The sequence below is a fragment of the Virgibacillus xinjiangensis genome (assembly GCF_042643145.1).
Classification (GTDB): Bacteria; Bacillota; Bacilli; order Bacillales; family Amphibacillaceae; genus Virgibacillus_O; species Virgibacillus_O xinjiangensis.
In genome coordinates this window covers 1-16,628 of record NZ_JBHRSA010000012.1, presented here as the reverse complement: position 1 = coordinate 16,628, position 16,628 = coordinate 1, and the positions used below count along the sequence as shown (strand labels likewise).

Sequence of the window (16,628 nt, the reverse complement as noted above, 5' to 3'; positions counted from 1 at the left end):
CAGCAACCAACAGAGTTAGAGCAGCAAAAATTACTACATGAGATTTCGGTTATCCTTCATCCGCCTCTTTTTTCCTGACAGCAGCTTGTATCACATGCCCTGTACCATGATGGCGTTTCCCTTCATTTCTCTCCGCCTCTCCATAATAGAAATGCAGGCATTGATGATCTTCTATCCATTCCAGCACCTGCGAAGGATGATACAGCATGTCCAGAGACTTCGGACCGCCTGTCCGGTAGTGTAGTTGATCCTCTGAATATACTTCCAAAAGAATATAACCGCCTGCTTTGACGGAATCCAGGATATTCTCAATCAAGAAGGACTGACTTTCTTTTGGTACATGACCAAACACCATAACAGCAGCATCAAATTGCTGTGCCTCCACTTTTTCCTTGGTGAGATCCACTGCAGCAGTATGGAGGTTGACCCCATGCTCTTTAGCTAGATCCTCCGCCTTCGCCAGGCCGACTGGTGACTGATCATAGGCTGTGACTGTATGCCCCAGTTTGGCTAGGTAAACGGCATTTCTTCCCTCTCCCTCAGCAAAACAACCGATATTCGATCGATCGGAAAGTAATCCGCTCATTTTCTCTATGAACTTATTCGGGCTTGTTCCGTATACATACTCTTCATCCGAAAAACTGTCATCCCATTGCTCTTTAGACATTTCAACACCTACTCCTTCTTTTTTTCTTGATTCTCTAAGGGCAAAGTGAACCAGAAAGTGTGCAGGTCTGTTTCCGATTCCACACCTATCTCACCCCCATGGCTCCTGATGATTCCTTTAGCGATAGCGAGACCCAGGCCACTGCCACCTCGCTCCCTCCCCCGGGAAGGATCGAGCCGGTGAAACCGCTCAAATATAGCCTCACACTGATCGGGTGGAATCGGATCACCTCGCCCCATAACTGAAACTTTGTAAACTCCTTCGACAACTTCACCCTTTACTTGAATAGGCCCGTCTCCAACATGGTAATTAATGGCATTATCAATTAGATTGCTAAGCACTTGGGCTATCCCATTCGCTTCCACGTGTACATATTCCTTTTTCATATCAGTGATCAAAGGGATATCCTTTTTTTCTAGAGAACAGCGGAACATCGCTGCTGTCTGTTCGATTAGTTGGCTTATCTCTGTTCTGCTTTTATTAGAATAAAAAGTTTCCTTCACACCGTCCCATTTCTGCAGATCTTCCAATTGCTCCACCAATCCTGTCAGCCGTGCAGACTCTTCTGCCAGTGACTGATAAAGCTGTTGATCACCTGTAATGACGCCCGACCGGAGTGCATTCAGATAGCCATTAAGATTAGCAAGTGGTGTGCGGAACTCATGGGAAATATCTGCTACCATTTTTTGCTGATATTGTTGGTTTTTCTTCAAATCCTGCACGAGATGGTTAAAATCGATGACCAGCTGGCTGAGTTCATCCCCGCCCTTTACTGAAATGGATGTGGGATTCTCCCCATCCTTCATCTTCCTGGTAGACTCTATTACTTCCCTCAGCGGCCGGATCAGCCGCTTAGTAAAATAATAGTGGCTGACAGTCCCTGTTAATATAGCAGCGCCTGCAAAATACCAGAAATATTGAAGTAGAGCAGCATTATAGCTGCGCTGAGTCTCATCATTCATGACTCCCATTCGATCTATAAGAAAACATGCCGTCTGATAAATACCAAAACCGCTGATCAGTATGAACAAGGTAACGATGACTATATTCAGCAAGGTCAACCGCAACAAGAATCTGCCAGGAATCCAGTTATTTCTTCTTTCACTCATCGGTAAACTTATACCCCATTCCCCTTACCGTCTTGATCCTCCGGGGAGATGATGGGTTAGTTTCAATTTTCTCCCGCAGCTTTTTAATATGTGCATCAATCGTCCGATCCAAGACTGTCCGGTCCGCAAACGGATATAAATGCTGAATCAAATCTTCCCTGGAAAGGACTACATTTGGATTCTCCATGAAATGATATAGCAAATTGAACTCATGCTTGGTCAGCTTCACAGGATGATCAAACAGGAGGACTTCACCTTTCCTCGGTTTTATGCATAGCCCTCCATAAGCAATTTTTTGGCAGAATTGCCCTGTTCTCCTTAATACAGCTTCCACATGTGCCATCAGTTCCTCCGGGTCAAAAGGCTTCGTGACATAATCATCGGCCCCTAACCTCAAGCCATTGATTTTATCCTCTGTACGCGCTTTAGCAGACAAGATGATAATGGATACCTCATTTCTCTCATGACTGCGGAACCAGCCACACAGCTCTTCTCCTGTGATATGCGGCAGCATAAGGTCCAGGATAACCAGGCATGGATGGTGTCTCAGGAACATTTCTTTCGCTTCTGTTCCATTTGCAGCCTCAGACACTTGGTATCCGGCTCTTTTCAAATAAATGCTCACGAGCTCCCGGATCATCTTATCGTCTTCCACTATGAGCACGGTTTGGTTCATCTAAACCACCTCTACATTTGAGTATACGAAATGAAGGACAGCTATTCCATTTTTTCAAACTCCCGGACCATCATGTCATAGTTCATCGCCCCAAACGCTTTGTATTGAATAACGCCATTGGAGTCGATCATGTATGTGGTCGGTACTGGCTGGATCGCATAAGCATTAGCCACCACAGTATCTTCATCCAACAATACAGGGAACGATAGCCCATATTCTTCAACAAAGTCTTCTACGCCCTGTCTGCTCGATTCAGTCTCCGTCAAGTTCACCGCTAGGACAACAACATTTTCATTTTGGTAGAACTCCTCCATATCCGGCATTTCCGCCCGGCACGGCGGACACCATGTAGCCCAAAAATTAAGCATCACCCTTTGGCCGCGGAGTTCTGACAATTCTATTTCCTCTCCATTCAGCCTTTGCAGGGTAAAATCAGGGGCCTGATTCCCTATGTCCAGTCCAGTCTGCGCTTCGGCCCCCTCCCCTGCATCCTTTGTCTCCGTTTGATCCGTTGCCTGGAATCCACTATCCTCCGGGGACTCATCTGTCGAGACAAAGTCATATACCGCCCAACCGAACATCGCCGCCAATATAATAGCTATCAAGATTTTTTTCATTAGTGACCATCTCCTTATCCTCGGTATCCGACACTACGATGCATCCATTATATAGGTGGAATATGAAAGTTTCGTTAAAATATGTAAAAACACTATGTTGTTTCATTATATTTAAAACCGGAGACGCTCTGCAGGAACGGCTCCGGTTTGCTTATAACTGTATATGATTACCTTACTGCACAGCGGTTCGGTCCAATTTCCATTTCACGCTGTTCCTCTTCTTCCGGTGTGATCTTTCCCATATTGGTTTCTCGGATTTCCTGGTATGCATTAGGCTGTGGCGGTAGGTTTTCCGTAACCACTCGACGAAACTCTCCTTCATCTTCCATATTCAACCCATGATTCTCCTCCAACAGTTTTCCAAGTTTTTGTCCAACTGATCCGTCTTCATTCAACTCATCGATGATCATGAAATGAGCAGGGAGAACAACCAGTTCCTCAGAAAGAGCACGGTAACGATTGTACAATGTTTCCCTTAAATCACCAACCCAATCTTCCGCCATACCTGCTAAATCCGGACGACCAATGGAGTCAATGAATAGGATATCTCCAGACATCAGGTAGCTGTTATCCACTACAAAGGAAGTAGAGCCGATCGTATGCCCCGGGGAGTATAAGGCGTTGATTTCAATTGTCGTTTCTCCAATCGTCACACTTTCCCCGTCTTCGAGCGGCTGATAATCGAATGTCACTTCACCTGCATCTTTTGGAGGAAGCCAGTATTGTCCACCTGTCTGCTCCGCAATCTTTCTGCCTCCAGAAATATGGTCCGCATGAAGGTGTGTATCGAAGACATGCTTGATCTCCACACCTTTTTCTTTTGCAAAGTCTGTAAAGATATTGGTCATCCGAGTTGCATCTATGACAGCAGCTTCTCCGTGAGAGGTGACCATGTAAGAGAGGCACCCTTTGCCAAGACGGACAAATTGATACAACTCCCCTCCGTTATCTAAATCGCCGACTTTTACAGGCTCCATATGCTCACTCCACGCTTTCATCCCACCTTGTAGATAGGAAACATCAAGGCCTTGTTCGGATAGCATATCCGCTACCATGACAGATGACCCCTCTTTTGCACATACGACAAGTATTTCTTTGTTGGATGGAAGTTTGTCCAAAATACCCTCCACCCCATCAATCAAATCAAAATATGGGACATTCAAGTATTCAAACCTTTCTCCTTCAATCTTCCAGTCTTCATAGTCCTCTGTGTTTCTTACATCCAAAACGAAAAGTTCTTCTTTATTGATCACTTTTTTTGCTGCTTCACTAGCAGTCATTGCCTTCATTGACATCATGCATTCCCTCCATACATTTAGTTTCATTTTTGACTCTACTGTTTTAGCAAACCTGCAATGGCATCGGGATCAAAACCTACAACCCATTGGCCATTCACCTTGGATTGCGGAACACCCATCTGCCCGGTCTCGGCAACAAGTTGTTGCATAATCTCCGGGTTCTGTTCTACATTCACTTCTTCAAAATCCACGTTCTGTGCCGTCAAAAAACTTTTCAGCATCACACAATATGGACACTGTGTTGTTGTGAATACAGTAATGGAATTCATTTTCACACCTCCAAATTAATACCTATAAGGGTATATTGGATTCAAAAAAATATAAATGATTCCTTATTGGCAGATCATTGACTCCACGCACCCATGCCACCGCGTACATTGCTGATATTATGAAAGCCTTGCTTTTTTAAAACCTTAGCAGCCTTCATGCTTCTCATCCCGCTCTGACAGATCACTACGACTTCCTTATTTTTATCCAACTCCGCTAGACGGTTTTTCAACTCATGCAGGGGAATGTTCTTAAATGGCTTACGATGATTTGCCTTATATTCACCAGCAGTGCGCACATCTACAAATTGCGTGCCTTTCTCCTTGAACTTCCCTTTTGCTTCCTCTGTGGTAATGTTGGCTACACCTTTTGCAGGCATCATTCTGCTTATCAGAAAATATGCGGCAACGATGATGAGCAGCCATGTAAACATATCCATTGATTGTTCCTCCTTTTGTTCCCTCATGTTCTAATTACATTATACACCCCGGGGTATATTTGTCAAACAACTGATCTATCTAGACTGAATATAAAAGAGGGAACACCGGCCAGCAGCCGGTGCCAAGGGAATACTTACTTAGCCTTGTCCATGGCTGAGATCAAACGGTTTTCGATATCCTCGGCAAATTCATCCAATGAATGATCTCCGGTCAATTCCATCAATTTTTTCGGTTTCGGCATGCCGATGTGGGTAGTCCCCTCATGCTCATAAACGACGATTTTGCATGGGAGAAAGTATCCAGCCATATGGTTATTGGTCAATACTTCCTTGGCAGCCCCCGGATTGCATACTTCTAGAACATGGAATTCCTTGTCGTAATCAAATCCTTTTTTTCCTAGAGTATCCCTGATATCGAAGTTCCAAAGCACTCCAAACTGATCCTCTTTCAATACTTCTTCTAAAGAGTGGATAGCTTCATCAACGGACTTTTTGGTAGTAACCGTATAATCGAACATTCCATCATCTCCTTTACCATTATCCTTCCCCTGGATGAGGAGAGAAAAACGATGATACGCCGATTAAAATACGTCAGTCCAAATTTTAATCGCTGTTCCAAGTATGAGAACGGCCAATATGCCTTGCAGGATTTTCGTATTGACCTTCTGACCTGCCTTCGCTCCGAGTGGAGAAGCAATCAAGCTTGCAATAATCATGATGACAGCAGGAACGAACAACACCTGTCCGGTCAGAAGCTTCCCTGTAGTTGAACCGATAGATGAAATGAATGTAATCGCCAGTGAGGTGGCGATGGTCATCCTTGTCGGTATTTTAAGAACGACCAGCATGATCGGCACGAGAACGAATGCACCTGCGGCACCAACAATACCGGCACCTACGCCTACAATCAGAGCCGATACTGATGCCACTCCTTTATTAAAGGTCACCTGGTCCAAAGGTATATCGTCAATACCTTTCTTTGGTACAAACATCATGATGGCTGCTATTGTCGCCAAAATTCCATAAACAATATTAATAGCACCTTCATCCATGAACTGGGACCCGTACCCTCCGATAAAGCTTCCTATCAAGATGGCAATTCCCATATATAGTATCAGTGATTTATTCAAGTATCCGCCTTTCCGGTACGCCCAAACTCCGCCAATCGTGGCGAACAGCACTTGAATAGCACTGATCCCGGAAACTTCGTGGGCAGTGAACGCTGAAAGGCCAACCATTGCCGGAATATACAGCAGCATTGGATATTTGATGATGGATCCACCGATGCCTACCATCCCCGAGATGAAGGAACCGACGAAACCGATAAGAAAAAGAGTGATGATAAATAATAAACTGTATTCCATTGGTATATACTCCCCCTATATTCCCCCTAAATAAGAGGGACCCGATCAATCAAATCGGGTCTCCTTTTTTAGCCTTTTTTAATCCAGAACTTCAATACGCCGTCTTCTTCGGTATCCTCCAGCAATTCATGACCACCGGATTTCGCCCATGCAGTGAGGTCGCTCTTAGCTCCCTTATCTGTCGCATGAACTTCCAATACTTCCCCTGCATTGATTTCCTCGATTGCTTTCTTTGTTCTCACGATTGGCATCGGACATGCCAGACCTTTTGCATCCAATACTTTTGTTGCTTCCATTTTATTCTCCTCCTTTATTTATGAAACCGCACAGCGGTTTGGTCCTGTTTCCATTTCTTTTTGTTCATCATGGTCAGGATTAACTTTACCCATATTTGTTTCTCTGATTTTTTCATGTTCGTTCGGTTGTGGCGGCAGGTTTTCTGTTACCATCTGACGGAACTTCTCTTCACTATCAACCTGCAGGCCGGAATTCTCTTGATATAGATCGCCCAAGCGTGCAGCTACTTCGCCCTTTTCTCCTTGCTCTTCGATGGAAGAATAATGGGCCGGAAGGACGATCAAGTCATCTGACAGCTCTTTATAGCGCTTATACAAGGTTTCATGAAGGTCACCTACCCAATCTTCTGCCTTCCCGGCCAAATCCGGACGGCCGATGGACTGAATAAACAGGATATCACCGGTGAGCAAATATTTGTCTTCAATAATCAGTGAGGTACTGCCAATGGTATGCCCAGGTGAATAGACAGGCTGCACCTGGATAGCTGTACCGCCTACCACTAGATCATTCCCTTCCTTCAACGGCTGATATTCATAGGTAACCTCGGAGGCATCATCAGGCGGAAGGTGGTAGGGTGCACCAGTTTTATCTGCTAACTCGCGCCCTCCGGAAATGTGGTCTGCATGCAGGTGAGTATCCAAAACATGCTTGATCTTTACTCCCTGCTTCTCGGCAAACTGCTCATAATCCTCAATCATACGAGCAGTATCGACGACCGCTGCCTCGCCATTGGACTCAATGAAATAAGAAAGGCAACCTTTGCCGAGACGGACGAACTGATAGATCGCTCCGCCATCATTCAAATCACCTACTTTGATAGGTTCCAAGTGTTCGCTCCACGCCTGCATACCGCCCTCCAGGCTGTATACTTTGGTGAATCCTGATTCTTCCAGCTGTTCAGCCACCATTTCGGAAGAATTGCCCTTGGCACAAACAGCAATAATTTCCTGATCTTTCTCCAGTTTACCCTCAACAGGTTCAATCCCGTCCAAAAGATTGAAATAAGGTTCATTCAAGACTTCGACATTCTCGCCTTCAATTCTCCAGTCGTCGAATTCATCCGTGTTTCTGACGTCCAAAATTAATGTGTCTTCCCGGTTGGTCACTCGCTGAGCCAGTTCCTTAGGTGAGATTGCTTTTGTCAAAAATAACGCCTCCTTAGAATGTCAGGGTAATATTCGCGTCCTTCGCATATTCAATGAACGTTGCTGCTCCGCCTACTTCAATTCCTTCAATGAATGCATCTTTTTCCAGGTTCATAACGTCCATTGTCATTTGACAGCCAATCAGGCGAACTCCCATTTCCTGAGCCATACTGACAAGCTCTTCGATGGATGGAACGTTTGCTTTTTGAAATCCTTCCTGGAAATGTTCCTTTCCTTCAGGCAATGGAAGATCCTTGTGTGCTTCTTTGTGGATCATGTTCAACCCTTCAAAGGTAAAGAAGATGCCTACCTCCGCATCGGATGCTGCAGAAGCTGTCGCGATATTGAATACTTTGTAAGCATCAAAAAGACTTCCGTTTGATGCAATGATTGCTACTTTTGTGTTAGCCATGGTTTAAAACCTCCAATAGTTTGTTTAGTTTTCTTTATCTGCCGGTCCGTCCCATTTGGACATACCGGGTATCACATTCGTTACTTTCCCGAATCCTTTTTCCGCCAGTTTCTGTGCAGCCAGGTCACTTCTGCTGCCTGTACGGCAGATAACATGGATATCTTTGTCTTTATCCAGCTCTTCCATCCGGCCCTCGAGTTCCCCGAGCGGTATATTCACCGCACCCGGTATATGACCGAATGCATATTCTGCCGGCTCACGAACGTCCAGTACCGTAATGTCTTCATCTCCGTCCAGTTTACTGCGCAATTCTTCAAGATCTGCTACAATATCGTGATGTGTTTCTTCAGAAGCCTCTGATTCACTTGCACGACGGATATAATGCTTGAGGACTTCTCCTTCTTCTACTGTCCCCAGGTATTGATGCCCCGTGCTTTCCGACCATGCCTTGATGTCGGCAGTGGAACCTTTATCCGTCGCCTGTACTTCAATCACCTGTCCTGGATCCAGATTGGTGATGGCTTTCTTTGTTTTTACAATCGGCATGGGACAAGCAAGGCCCTTCGCATCCAGCACTTCATTTGCAGTGATACTCATCATACATCTCCTCCTTATTTCTGCACTTCTTCTTTCCAGTCCAGCATACCGCCGGCCATGTTTGTTACATCATATCCTTTTTCAGCTAGGAACTGGGCTGCATTTCCACTTCGCCCGCCTGAACGGCAAACCATATAATAATGCTCACCTTTATCCAGTTCATCCAAACGGTCAGGAACTTCTCCCAATGGAATATGCTTAGCGCCAGGGATTTTCCCTTGTGCTACCTCTTCGTCCTCTCTTACATCAATAACATTCACGCTTTCTCCATTTTTAATTTTCTTTGCCAGTTGTTCTGCTGTGATTTCCTTCATCTTGGAAACCTCTCCTTTCTAATCCTCACTATTTATATCAGTTTTATCAATTTACCCTATGGGGTATGTGGAACCGTAAAAAAATATTAGATGAACAAGCTGATGTTTCCATCTTCCGCTTCACCGATATAGGCGGCCACTCCACCATACTCGATATCATCCAGCAGTTCTTCCTTTTGCAATCCCAGAAGATCCATGGTCATGGTACATGCCAGCAATGTCACATCTTGCTCCTGCGCCATTTCAATAAGCTGCGGCAGAGGCATTGAGTTATGCTTTTTCATAACATCCTTGATCATTTTAGGTCCCATTCCAAGGTAATTCATCTTGGAAAGCCCCATCTTATCTGCGCCTCTAGGCATCATCTTCCCAAACATTTTCTCCATAAAACCCTTTTTGACCGGCACTTGATTCTCTTTTCTTAGTGCATTAAGGCCCCAGAAAGTATGGAAAATCGTCACTTCATGATCATAAGCGGCAGCTCCATTAGCAATGATATATGCTGCCATCGCCTTATCGTAATCACCACTGAATAGAATGATTGTTGTTTTTTTCTTCTCTGCCATATATATTTTCCCCTTTCCGTTATTTTATCATTACATATACCTGTATGGGTATAGTTCTACTTAAAAAATAACGGCTGCATATCATCAGCCTTTACTCATTACATGGTACTACATTTGATTACTATCGTCAACATTTATGGAAGGAAGCGGTACTACCTGCTTTTCACAAGGAGGCTGACCGCTTCATTGATCAGTTCTTCTGCACTCTGCCCATTCTCCTGCTCTTGGCGAATGCACTCTTCCAAATTTTTACTGACAATCAAGGCAGATGTACGGTCAATGGCACTTTTCACTGCAGAAAGCTGTGTAACGACGTCCTTACAGTCTTTTTCTTCTTCCATCATCCGCAGCAGCCCTCGGATTTGCCCTTCAATCCGTTTCATACGATTGGTGACTTTTTCATCATATTTCATAGGAATATCGCTCCTTTCCATTACTTTTATCCAAATAATAGCCATTTATACTGACACCTTTTCCCTTTAAAAAACGGGCGGCCAAATTCTTTTCTACATGATCTGCGGCAATCAGGATGATCTTTTTATCCGGAAGTTCCTTATAATACCGCTGCAGGTATGGCAATGGCATGTTTTGGACCTGGCCGACCTGATTGTCAGAAGAAGATTGAAAATCCCTCACATCCAGCAGCATTCCATCTTCCTCAATTGCTGTGGGGATGAGTGAGTCTACTTTCCTTACCCCGGTAACCGGTATGTTTCTTCTATATAACTGGACGACAATCCAGGCAATGATAATTCCAATTACAATATTCATTTGCAGCTCCTCTCGAGGAAGTCTGATATCATCATATACCCCTAAAGGTATATTGTCAACCCCTTTTATTTTTAACAAAAAAGCCTCCCACCATTGCATCATAAATGGTAGGAGGCTTGCTTTCAACTATTTTTACTTTTCATAACCGATTAGTGATTGGGTTTCTTCACTTCTTCCAATGTGCCACCACTCAATTCATCATTATCTCTTAAGGAAATGTCACCGAGGGAGATGACACCCTTTACCTGGTTATCTTCCGCTACCAGCAAGCGGGAAATCTGATGATCCTGCATGACTTTTGCTGCTTCACTGATATCCATATCCGGCAATGCTGTCACCACATTCTCATTCATAATTTCGCTTGCAGTAACCTTCTCAATATCCTTATTCTTGGCCAAACCTTTTGTAACGATATCCCGGTCCGTCAATATTCCTGAAACATTTCCGTTTTCCATTACCGGAATCATCCCTACATCTTTTGTTTCCATTTCCTTTGCCAGTGTCAATAAATCATCCGTAGGCTTTGCATCGACAACGCTCTCTGTCATCACATCTTGAAGTACTGTCATGTGCATAACCTCCTTTAAACTCCTGATAGAAGTTTTCCGTGATCAGCCGATCATCGGCTTCTTAGAACTATTGCCGTTAATGACAAAGGATAAACTACTTCATCCCTTTAATGAAGGATAAATTCTCTGCACAGTCATTCCTTGTTTCAATCCCTCCATAAAAGGAAATAGGTATGTAGATAGTAGATACAAGAAACGAGGAGGAATCTGCAATGAGCCCTTCAACAAAACATGTTGGCACGTATGAACAGGAAGAAGAAGTGTTGGAAAAACTGCGGGATTTAAAAGGACAAGGTTATAAAGAATCAGAGGTGTTTGTCATGACCAAGAATAAGGAAGATATATCTCTGGTCCGCGGCACTACGGATACCGTCGTACAAACAAAAGAAGAGGAAAGCTGGAAAGATAAGTTCAAACATTTCCTGGTTGGTGATGATCCTATACGTGACACCTTACAGGATATGGGGTATGACGATCAGCAAGCTGCCGTCTTTTACGACCAGGCAGACAGTGGCAGTCTTGTATTGTTCGTCGACCAGAGCATCCCTGAACTGGAAGAAAGAAATTCCTGATCTCCTTATAGGTCAGGGATTTCTTTCATTCGGGCCGGTTATGCCTAGTACATTATACTTCATACTACAGACCGGGCTATACCACCGTTTGCGAGCCTTTAGCGACCATTCAACCTGTGTAGGTATCCAGTTCCTGATACATCCATTCCCCATTTACTTTCCTTTTTTCAATCCTCCCACTGGTTTCCAGTCTGTCCAAATGGCCGATGATCTCTGACATTACTAATGGGAATTCCCGGTCATATACCTTGGAATAATATTCACGTGCGATCATATCTGCGGTACAAGACCCTATATTGTGAATGAGATTATTTATACGTTCTGCCTTTCTTTCTATTCCGTTCAATCTTTTTTCAATAAGCCCACGGGGGTTCCTGATCATTTCCCCATGCCCAGCATAGACCGTATCCATCTCGTATTTCTGGCACTTTTTCAGGGACTGTTCATATTGGACAAGTGTCGGCAACTTATTTCCATTGAGATCGGGTTCAATAAGTGCATTAGTGGAAATATGCTCAATCAAATGGTCCCCTCCAAACAATACACCTTCTTGCTGATGGTACAGGATGATATGGTCCGGCCAGTGCCCCGGTGTTTCGACCACCTCAAGGCCATCGAGCACATCTCCTTCATGAAGTGGATAGATATCTCCCACTATCGCCAGGGACGCATTTTCCACCGCTCTCCTCTCCAGCAACTTTAGTTGTTGTTCTCCCCGGCTGCCACAGCCCATCTCTTGATATAAATGCCTGAAAAACTTAATCCGCTCAGCCAAATAGTTGGCGTCGCGCTTTACGCGGGCTTCGGCGTCTTCATGGGCATATACCGGTACCTTATGCTCCGCCAATACTCGGTTCACCAGGCCAGTATGATCCGCGTGGCTGTGCGTCAATACAATTTTATCAATCTCCTTAAGGGACATGCTGTTTTCCTTCAATACTCGATTCAATTCCTCCCAGCACTTTCGGGAATTGATTCCAGCATCAACCAGGAGCAACACGCCCTGTGTTTTTACAAGATAGAAATTAAAAGATTGCAAATCAAATGAGGAAGGCACCACCACCGGGTAGACCTTTAATGCTTCCGTTGCCATCACTATACCTCTCCTTCCCATGTAAATGATCATCATCAGAGGTCATTGAATGTTATCATTATCCTACTGGAACCTAGGGACATTTGCAATGGCCTTGGGAGAAGAGGTTCCTACATCTAGCCTCTCTCTTTTCATATCCGCTATTAGCTGTCCTTCATTAAACAGGGAACACGCGTTCTTGTTATGTTTCTCTTGTCCATAAAAAAGCTCCCCCTTAGATGTCCCGATCTGACCGGTCCATTAAAGGGAAGCATATTTTTCACAAGATATTATTCCATTATTACTCGGCAGGCTCGAGGTCTTCGATCGAATCAATTTCCATATAGGATGGGACGACGAGTCCGATCTTGGCACCTACCAGGTTTGCTCCAAGGTCATCAAAATCCCCTTCATGCTCCTCATAAAATGCGCCATGAGTCTGAGGCAGCCATGCAGCAACAGTAGCATCACCATCACCTGTCGCTACAGCTTGGAACGTAACAGATGGGTCAACAGGTGTCATTGTCACATCATATCCTTTTTCCTCCAACACCAATTTGACCACGTTCGTGGAAGCACGCTCGGTATCCCATGGAGTCAGTACTAATTCAATTGCTTGACCATCCACAGATTCCACTCCGTCTGTCCACTCTGCGACAGTTTCCTGATTTTCATCCACCCACTGCTGGGCAGCTTGTTCAAAGTCCATATCCTGTGCGGCTAGCATGACAGATTCCATATCCTCAGGTTCCCATTTGAATCTGTCAAGAATCGTATAGGCCTCAGGCATATCTTCCTGCAATCCTTTTCTAGCCAATGTAGTCAGCTCTTCCACTCCGCCATAGACCTCTTTCGGGTCTTCAAGATATTTCAAATCCCATTTTGCAAACTTATAATGAGGAGACCAACCGGCAATGACGATCGGTTCCTCATTGTCGATAGCATCTCCTAATTCCGTTAACATGGCGGCTGTTGAAGAATTTTCCTGTTCCCACCCAGCCAGGTTTTCATATTCTGCTAGTGCATCATCAGTTGCCTGGGTGATTCCAGCTCCAGGTTCAATACCTGTTATCGTATATTCTATTGCCTCTCCGATATTCGCCGTGTTCTCTGTCTGATTATCTCCATTATTATCTGCGTTATCCGTAGTTTCCTCTGTATCATCCTGGCCACAACCAGCCGCTACAAGAGACAACGACAGTCCAGCAACAATCCCTAATCTTTTCCAACTAAATCCAAACATGTTGTAAAGCACTCCTTTATATTTCCTTTTTTAACAAGTATGTACTAGTAAAATGCTCTTATTTAACAAACTTGCTCGATAAGACTTTTTAATTATATCGTCTTGCTGTATTTATCCACAATCTTCATATTTAATTATTATTGTCCATATAATCCATTTAATATATACTAAACGCAATAAATATCGGAATATAGCAAAATTGCTTAGTTACAAACCATTTTTCATCAAGAAAGCCGTCTTTACATTTATTGGTGGACGATGTAGGCTAAATTATACGAGCAGAGCATAGGTGATAGGATGTGAGATCGATGACAGGCAATGAAACATTAGAACAATCCAGAGCTAGAGTGACCAAAGCAATATCGCAAAACATGAATCTTTATGGAGTCTCACCTTCCATGGGAAGGCTGTACTGCCTTCTTTTCTTTTCAAATGAACCTCTAACTCTTGATGATATGAAAGAAGAGCTCGGTATGAGCAAAGCCAGCATGAGCCTTGCGGTAAGAACTCTGCTTGATTTAAATATGGTGGAGAAGACCTGGGTAAAGGGTGTCAGAAAAGATTTATATGTAGTCAGGGACGATTCTTATCAGCGTTTTTTTGATTACTTCATCAACAAGTGGAGACCAGCCGTCACCATGAATACGAAGGCGATTGAAGAAACCATCAGTGAGTTAGAAGGTCTGGTGGGAAACTCTGATGAGTCTCAGGAAATTCAGGAACATGCCCAAACAGACATGGAGAAGCTTCAAGGTTGGCTGGATTATTATGACTGGCTTGGACGACTCATTGACAGTTTTGAAACACAAGAAATTTTCAATTTCATCCCAATGAAGAAGAAGGATGTCCAAAAGGATGAAACATAAAATATAGTCAGATAGATCACTGCAAAAACACTATACCTGGGGGACACAGTCCTACAGGTATAGTGTTTTTATCATGAGTTTCAACTTAGCAGAGATCACAGATGATGTTTGCCCTATATACTTCCATACCTTCTCTTTCGGTTCCGAAATTCTTCAAGCGCCTGCCGGAATTCCCTCTCAGAGAAATCCGGCCATAATATATCAGTAAACCAAAATTCCGTATAGGCCAGCTGCCAGAGCAGGAAGTTGCTTAAGCGCTTTTCCCCGCCGGTTCGTATAAGGAGGTCGGGTTCTGCCGCACCGGCTGTATCCAAGTAATTTGACAATTGCTGTTCATTCACTTCATCCAAGGTCAACTTCGCGTCGATTAAGTCTGCATGCATTTTTTTCATCGCGTCCAGAATTTCATTTCTGCCACCATAATTGAGGGCAATATTAAGCTGGAGACCGTCATTGTGGCGCGTCCGATCCACTGCATACTGTACAGCTTCCCGAGTGGAGGCTGGAATACCTTCCATATTACCGATTGTTTCAATACGTACGTTGTTTGTTAAAAGGTCTGGCAGATACGTATGTAAAAACTCCTTGGGAAGCTTTAAAATAAAATCAACTTCTGACTTGGGCCGTTTCCAATTCTCCGTGGAAAACGTATAAATGGTCAGGAACTTCACCTTGCACTTAACCGCAGCCTTGACAATTTTAACGACAGTAGATATACCTTCTTTATGCCCTGCAATCCTGGGCATTCCCCGCTTCTGAGCCCACCGGCCGTTGCCATCCATAATGATGGCTATATGATCAGGCCCCTCCGGGTAAACTATGGATTCTTTCGATTGTTTATCGTTGATAAAAGGAATTTTCATTGGAACCCTCTTCCTCCCCGAATACTCTTATTCTCACCTATCCCCCGCAACCGTACACCATCGTGTACTGCAGAAGGCTGGACAAGCAAATGCCAGCTGGAGCTTTTCAGGCGTCTGTAGGTGTTATCTCCAGGCTGGCAATCCAATCCTCGCAGATCCTTCTTAAAAGAGTGCGGACCCACATATCATTTGATGTATTACATTAATTGATTTTATCACTGATTTTAGCACATTATTTATCGATAAACAATAAAATTTTATTTAATTAAGGCACTTATCCATTGAAATATACTTAATCAGCTCAAAATAAAAAGCCTTTCTTTGAAGAAAAGCTCCTATTACTTGCAGCTATACTGTTTATAACTTTCGTACAACGCTGTCATTTTAGGACCCCTCACTTAGTCTTGCGCATGTATCGCACATTTTTGATACATTTAAAGCACTTGGCTCCCTATTAAAGGGGCCTTTTTCATCCTTAGTGGGGCATGTTACCTGGCGGGAGTTGGGTTTGCATGCCGGAATATTCTTGAAGGCTCTGCTGGATGGTTTGTTGTTGTGCTCCGTCAAGAGCATACCATCCTTTCTGAAACATGGTGTTGTACAAATCTCGCAAGCACTGCTCGGTTTCATTTGAAAACAGTGGAAATTTGCTGGTACAACTGTTGGTGGCTCGCCTCATTCATCGCGGTATTATAGAAGTGTTTCCAGCATACAAGACATGAATGACAAAGATTTTATCACAGATCTATTATCTACAGAATAATACATGACCAGTTTAATGTCTTGTATGCATGTCTGCAACACGATGGCATGCACTTTTTATGTCGTTATCGCTGCATGAAGAAGGACATAGGTTGGATCCACCTCTGCCATCTTATTGATCCACCCCGGACAAGAAAATGAC

General features: G+C 43.9%; 23 protein-coding genes. 2 read left to right on the top strand and 21 right to left on the bottom strand.

Annotated features, from left to right (window positions below; all coding sequences use genetic code 11):
- Positions 1-49: 49 nt before the first annotated feature.
- The 18 genes from ACFOGI_RS04045 to ACFOGI_RS03960 form a co-directional block, all read right to left on the bottom strand.
- Complete coding sequence (locus ACFOGI_RS04045) at positions 50-667, bottom strand: class I SAM-dependent methyltransferase (RefSeq protein WP_390268800.1); 618 nt, start codon at positions 665-667, stop codon at positions 50-52.
- 8 nt (positions 668-675) lie between these two features.
- Positions 676-1,776 carry a sensor histidine kinase gene (locus ACFOGI_RS04040; RefSeq protein WP_390268797.1) on the bottom strand — a complete coding sequence of 367 codons (1,101 nt, stop codon included), beginning with the start codon at positions 1,774-1,776 and terminating at the stop codon, positions 676-678.
- Complete coding sequence (locus ACFOGI_RS04035; RefSeq protein WP_390268794.1) at positions 1,769-2,452, bottom strand: response regulator transcription factor; 684 nt, start codon at positions 2,450-2,452, stop codon at positions 1,769-1,771. Before ACFOGI_RS04035 ends, ACFOGI_RS04040 begins: the two co-directional genes overlap by 8 nt.
- Positions 2,453-2,493: 41 nt before the next feature.
- Positions 2,494-3,069, bottom strand: a complete 576-nt coding sequence (locus ACFOGI_RS04030) for a redoxin domain-containing protein (RefSeq protein WP_390268791.1) — start codon at positions 3,067-3,069, stop codon at positions 2,494-2,496.
- A 167-nt stretch (positions 3,070-3,236) separates the two neighbouring features.
- On the bottom strand, positions 3,237-4,364 hold the full coding sequence (locus ACFOGI_RS04025) for an MBL fold metallo-hydrolase (RefSeq protein WP_390268910.1): 1,128 nt from the start codon (positions 4,362-4,364) through the stop codon (positions 3,237-3,239).
- Between the two features lie 38 nt (positions 4,365-4,402).
- The gene (locus tag ACFOGI_RS04020) at positions 4,403-4,636 is read right to left on the bottom strand and encodes a glutaredoxin family protein (RefSeq protein WP_390268788.1); all 234 of its coding nucleotides are present in this window, start codon (positions 4,634-4,636) and stop codon (positions 4,403-4,405) included.
- Between the two features lie 74 nt (positions 4,637-4,710).
- Positions 4,711-5,073, bottom strand: coding sequence for a rhodanese-like domain-containing protein (locus tag ACFOGI_RS04015; protein WP_390268785.1), 363 nt, complete (start codon positions 5,071-5,073; stop codon positions 4,711-4,713).
- 134 nt (positions 5,074-5,207) lie between these two features.
- Positions 5,208-5,591, bottom strand: coding sequence for a DUF302 domain-containing protein (locus ACFOGI_RS04010; RefSeq protein WP_390268782.1), 384 nt, complete (start codon positions 5,589-5,591; stop codon positions 5,208-5,210).
- Positions 5,592-5,654: 63 nt separating this feature from the next.
- Entirely contained in the window at positions 5,655-6,437 is a 783-nt protein-coding gene (locus ACFOGI_RS04005; RefSeq protein ID WP_390268779.1) for a sulfite exporter TauE/SafE family protein, read from the bottom strand.
- A 68-nt stretch (positions 6,438-6,505) separates the two neighbouring features.
- Positions 6,506-6,733 (bottom strand): sulfurtransferase TusA family protein, encoded by a 228-nt coding sequence (locus tag ACFOGI_RS04000; RefSeq protein ID WP_390268776.1) that lies wholly within the window; start codon positions 6,731-6,733, stop codon positions 6,506-6,508.
- An 18-nt stretch (positions 6,734-6,751) separates the two neighbouring features.
- Positions 6,752-7,879 (bottom strand): MBL fold metallo-hydrolase, encoded by a 1,128-nt coding sequence (locus tag ACFOGI_RS03995; protein WP_390268773.1) that lies wholly within the window; start codon positions 7,877-7,879, stop codon positions 6,752-6,754.
- A gap of 13 nt (positions 7,880-7,892) precedes the next feature.
- Positions 7,893-8,291 carry a DsrE/DsrF/DrsH-like family protein gene (locus ACFOGI_RS03990; protein WP_390268770.1) on the bottom strand — a complete coding sequence of 133 codons (399 nt, stop codon included), beginning with the start codon at positions 8,289-8,291 and terminating at the stop codon, positions 7,893-7,895.
- A gap of 24 nt (positions 8,292-8,315) precedes the next feature.
- Positions 8,316-8,888, bottom strand: a complete 573-nt coding sequence (locus ACFOGI_RS03985) for a sulfurtransferase TusA family protein (protein WP_390268767.1) — start codon at positions 8,886-8,888, stop codon at positions 8,316-8,318.
- A 14-nt stretch (positions 8,889-8,902) separates the two neighbouring features.
- On the bottom strand, positions 8,903-9,202 hold the full coding sequence (locus tag ACFOGI_RS03980; RefSeq protein WP_390268764.1) for a rhodanese-like domain-containing protein: 300 nt from the start codon (positions 9,200-9,202) through the stop codon (positions 8,903-8,905).
- Positions 9,203-9,288: 86 nt separating this feature from the next.
- Positions 9,289-9,768, bottom strand: a complete 480-nt coding sequence (locus tag ACFOGI_RS03975; RefSeq protein WP_390268761.1) for a DsrE/DsrF/DrsH-like family protein — start codon at positions 9,766-9,768, stop codon at positions 9,289-9,291.
- Positions 9,769-9,920: 152 nt separating this feature from the next.
- A complete protein-coding gene (locus ACFOGI_RS03970; protein WP_390268758.1) occupies positions 9,921-10,181 on the bottom strand; it encodes a metal-sensitive transcriptional regulator in 261 nt (86 codons plus the stop codon).
- Entirely contained in the window at positions 10,171-10,539 is a 369-nt protein-coding gene (locus ACFOGI_RS03965) for a rhodanese-like domain-containing protein (RefSeq protein WP_390268755.1), read from the bottom strand. Before ACFOGI_RS03965 ends, ACFOGI_RS03970 begins: the two co-directional genes overlap by 11 nt.
- Before the next feature lie 149 nt (positions 10,540-10,688).
- The gene (locus tag ACFOGI_RS03960) at positions 10,689-11,108 is read right to left on the bottom strand and encodes a CBS domain-containing protein (RefSeq protein ID WP_390268751.1); all 420 of its coding nucleotides are present in this window, start codon (positions 11,106-11,108) and stop codon (positions 10,689-10,691) included.
- Positions 11,109-11,320: 212 nt separating this feature from the next.
- Here ACFOGI_RS03960 and ACFOGI_RS03955 point away from each other — a divergent pair, with 212 nt between their 5' ends.
- Positions 11,321-11,680: a general stress protein gene (locus ACFOGI_RS03955; RefSeq protein WP_390268748.1), complete on the top strand. Its 360-nt coding sequence runs from the start codon at positions 11,321-11,323 to the stop codon at positions 11,678-11,680.
- 109 nt (positions 11,681-11,789) lie between these two features.
- On the opposite strand, the gene ACFOGI_RS03950 is transcribed toward ACFOGI_RS03955, so the two are convergent.
- Together ACFOGI_RS03950 and ACFOGI_RS03945 are read right to left on the bottom strand one after the other, a co-directional pair.
- Complete coding sequence (locus ACFOGI_RS03950) at positions 11,790-12,773, bottom strand: MBL fold metallo-hydrolase (RefSeq protein WP_390268745.1); 984 nt, start codon at positions 12,771-12,773, stop codon at positions 11,790-11,792.
- A 280-nt stretch (positions 12,774-13,053) separates the two neighbouring features.
- Positions 13,054-13,995 (bottom strand): glycine betaine ABC transporter substrate-binding protein, encoded by a 942-nt coding sequence (locus ACFOGI_RS03945; RefSeq protein ID WP_390268742.1) that lies wholly within the window; start codon positions 13,993-13,995, stop codon positions 13,054-13,056.
- Between the two features lie 308 nt (positions 13,996-14,303).
- On the opposite strand from ACFOGI_RS03945, the gene ACFOGI_RS03940 reads away from it, so the two are divergent.
- Positions 14,304-14,861 (top strand): GbsR/MarR family transcriptional regulator, encoded by a 558-nt coding sequence (locus ACFOGI_RS03940; protein WP_390268736.1) that lies wholly within the window; start codon positions 14,304-14,306, stop codon positions 14,859-14,861.
- 113 nt (positions 14,862-14,974) lie between these two features.
- On the opposite strand, the gene ACFOGI_RS03935 is transcribed toward ACFOGI_RS03940, so the two are convergent.
- On the bottom strand, positions 14,975-15,724 hold the full coding sequence (locus tag ACFOGI_RS03935; protein WP_390268733.1) for an isoprenyl transferase: 750 nt from the start codon (positions 15,722-15,724) through the stop codon (positions 14,975-14,977).
- Positions 15,725-16,628: the final 904 nt, after the last annotated feature.

Bases quoted from the DNA above. Each gene is read 5' to 3' on its own strand.
- ACFOGI_RS04045 (WP_390268800.1), bottom strand. From the start codon at position 667: ATGTCTAAAGAGCAATGGGATGACAGTTTTTCGGATGAAGAGTATGTA.
- ACFOGI_RS04040 (WP_390268797.1), bottom strand. From the start codon at position 1,776: ATGAGTGAAAGAAGAAATAACTGGATTCCTGGCAGATTCTTGTTGCGG.
- ACFOGI_RS04035 (WP_390268794.1), bottom strand. From the start codon at position 2,452: ATGAACCAAACCGTGCTCATAGTGGAAGACGATAAGATGATCCGGGAG.
- ACFOGI_RS04030 (WP_390268791.1), bottom strand. From the start codon at position 3,069: ATGAAAAAAATCTTGATAGCTATTATATTGGCGGCGATGTTCGGTTGG.
- ACFOGI_RS04025 (WP_390268910.1), bottom strand. From the start codon at position 4,364: ATGTCAATGAAGGCAATGACTGCTAGTGAAGCAGCAAAAAAAGTGATC.
- ACFOGI_RS04020 (WP_390268788.1), bottom strand. From the start codon at position 4,636: ATGAATTCCATTACTGTATTCACAACAACACAGTGTCCATATTGTGTG.
- ACFOGI_RS04015 (WP_390268785.1), bottom strand. From the start codon at position 5,073: ATGGATATGTTTACATGGCTGCTCATCATCGTTGCCGCATATTTTCTG.
- ACFOGI_RS04010 (WP_390268782.1), bottom strand. From the start codon at position 5,591: ATGTTCGATTATACGGTTACTACCAAAAAGTCCGTTGATGAAGCTATC.
- ACFOGI_RS04005 (WP_390268779.1), bottom strand. From the start codon at position 6,437: ATGGAATACAGTTTATTATTTATCATCACTCTTTTTCTTATCGGTTTC.
- ACFOGI_RS04000 (WP_390268776.1), bottom strand. From the start codon at position 6,733: ATGGAAGCAACAAAAGTATTGGATGCAAAAGGTCTGGCATGTCCGATG.
- ACFOGI_RS03990 (WP_390268770.1), bottom strand. From the start codon at position 8,291: ATGGCTAACACAAAAGTAGCAATCATTGCATCAAACGGAAGTCTTTTT.
- ACFOGI_RS03985 (WP_390268767.1), bottom strand. From the start codon at position 8,888: ATGAGTATCACTGCAAATGAAGTGCTGGATGCGAAGGGCCTTGCTTGT.
- ACFOGI_RS03980 (WP_390268764.1), bottom strand. From the start codon at position 9,202: ATGAAGGAAATCACAGCAGAACAACTGGCAAAGAAAATTAAAAATGGA.
- ACFOGI_RS03975 (WP_390268761.1), bottom strand. From the start codon at position 9,768: ATGGCAGAGAAGAAAAAAACAACAATCATTCTATTCAGTGGTGATTAC.
- ACFOGI_RS03970 (WP_390268758.1), bottom strand. From the start codon at position 10,181: ATGAAATATGATGAAAAAGTCACCAATCGTATGAAACGGATTGAAGGG.
- ACFOGI_RS03965 (WP_390268755.1), bottom strand. From the start codon at position 10,539: ATGAATATTGTAATTGGAATTATCATTGCCTGGATTGTCGTCCAGTTA.
- ACFOGI_RS03960 (WP_390268751.1), bottom strand. From the start codon at position 11,108: ATGACAGTACTTCAAGATGTGATGACAGAGAGCGTTGTCGATGCAAAG.
- ACFOGI_RS03955 (WP_390268748.1), top strand. From the start codon at position 11,321: ATGAGCCCTTCAACAAAACATGTTGGCACGTATGAACAGGAAGAAGAA.
- ACFOGI_RS03950 (WP_390268745.1), bottom strand. From the start codon at position 12,773: ATGGCAACGGAAGCATTAAAGGTCTACCCGGTGGTGGTGCCTTCCTCA.
- ACFOGI_RS03945 (WP_390268742.1), bottom strand. From the start codon at position 13,995: ATGTTTGGATTTAGTTGGAAAAGATTAGGGATTGTTGCTGGACTGTCG.
- ACFOGI_RS03940 (WP_390268736.1), top strand. From the start codon at position 14,304: ATGACAGGCAATGAAACATTAGAACAATCCAGAGCTAGAGTGACCAAA.
- ACFOGI_RS03935 (WP_390268733.1), bottom strand. From the start codon at position 15,724: ATGAAAATTCCTTTTATCAACGATAAACAATCGAAAGAATCCATAGTT.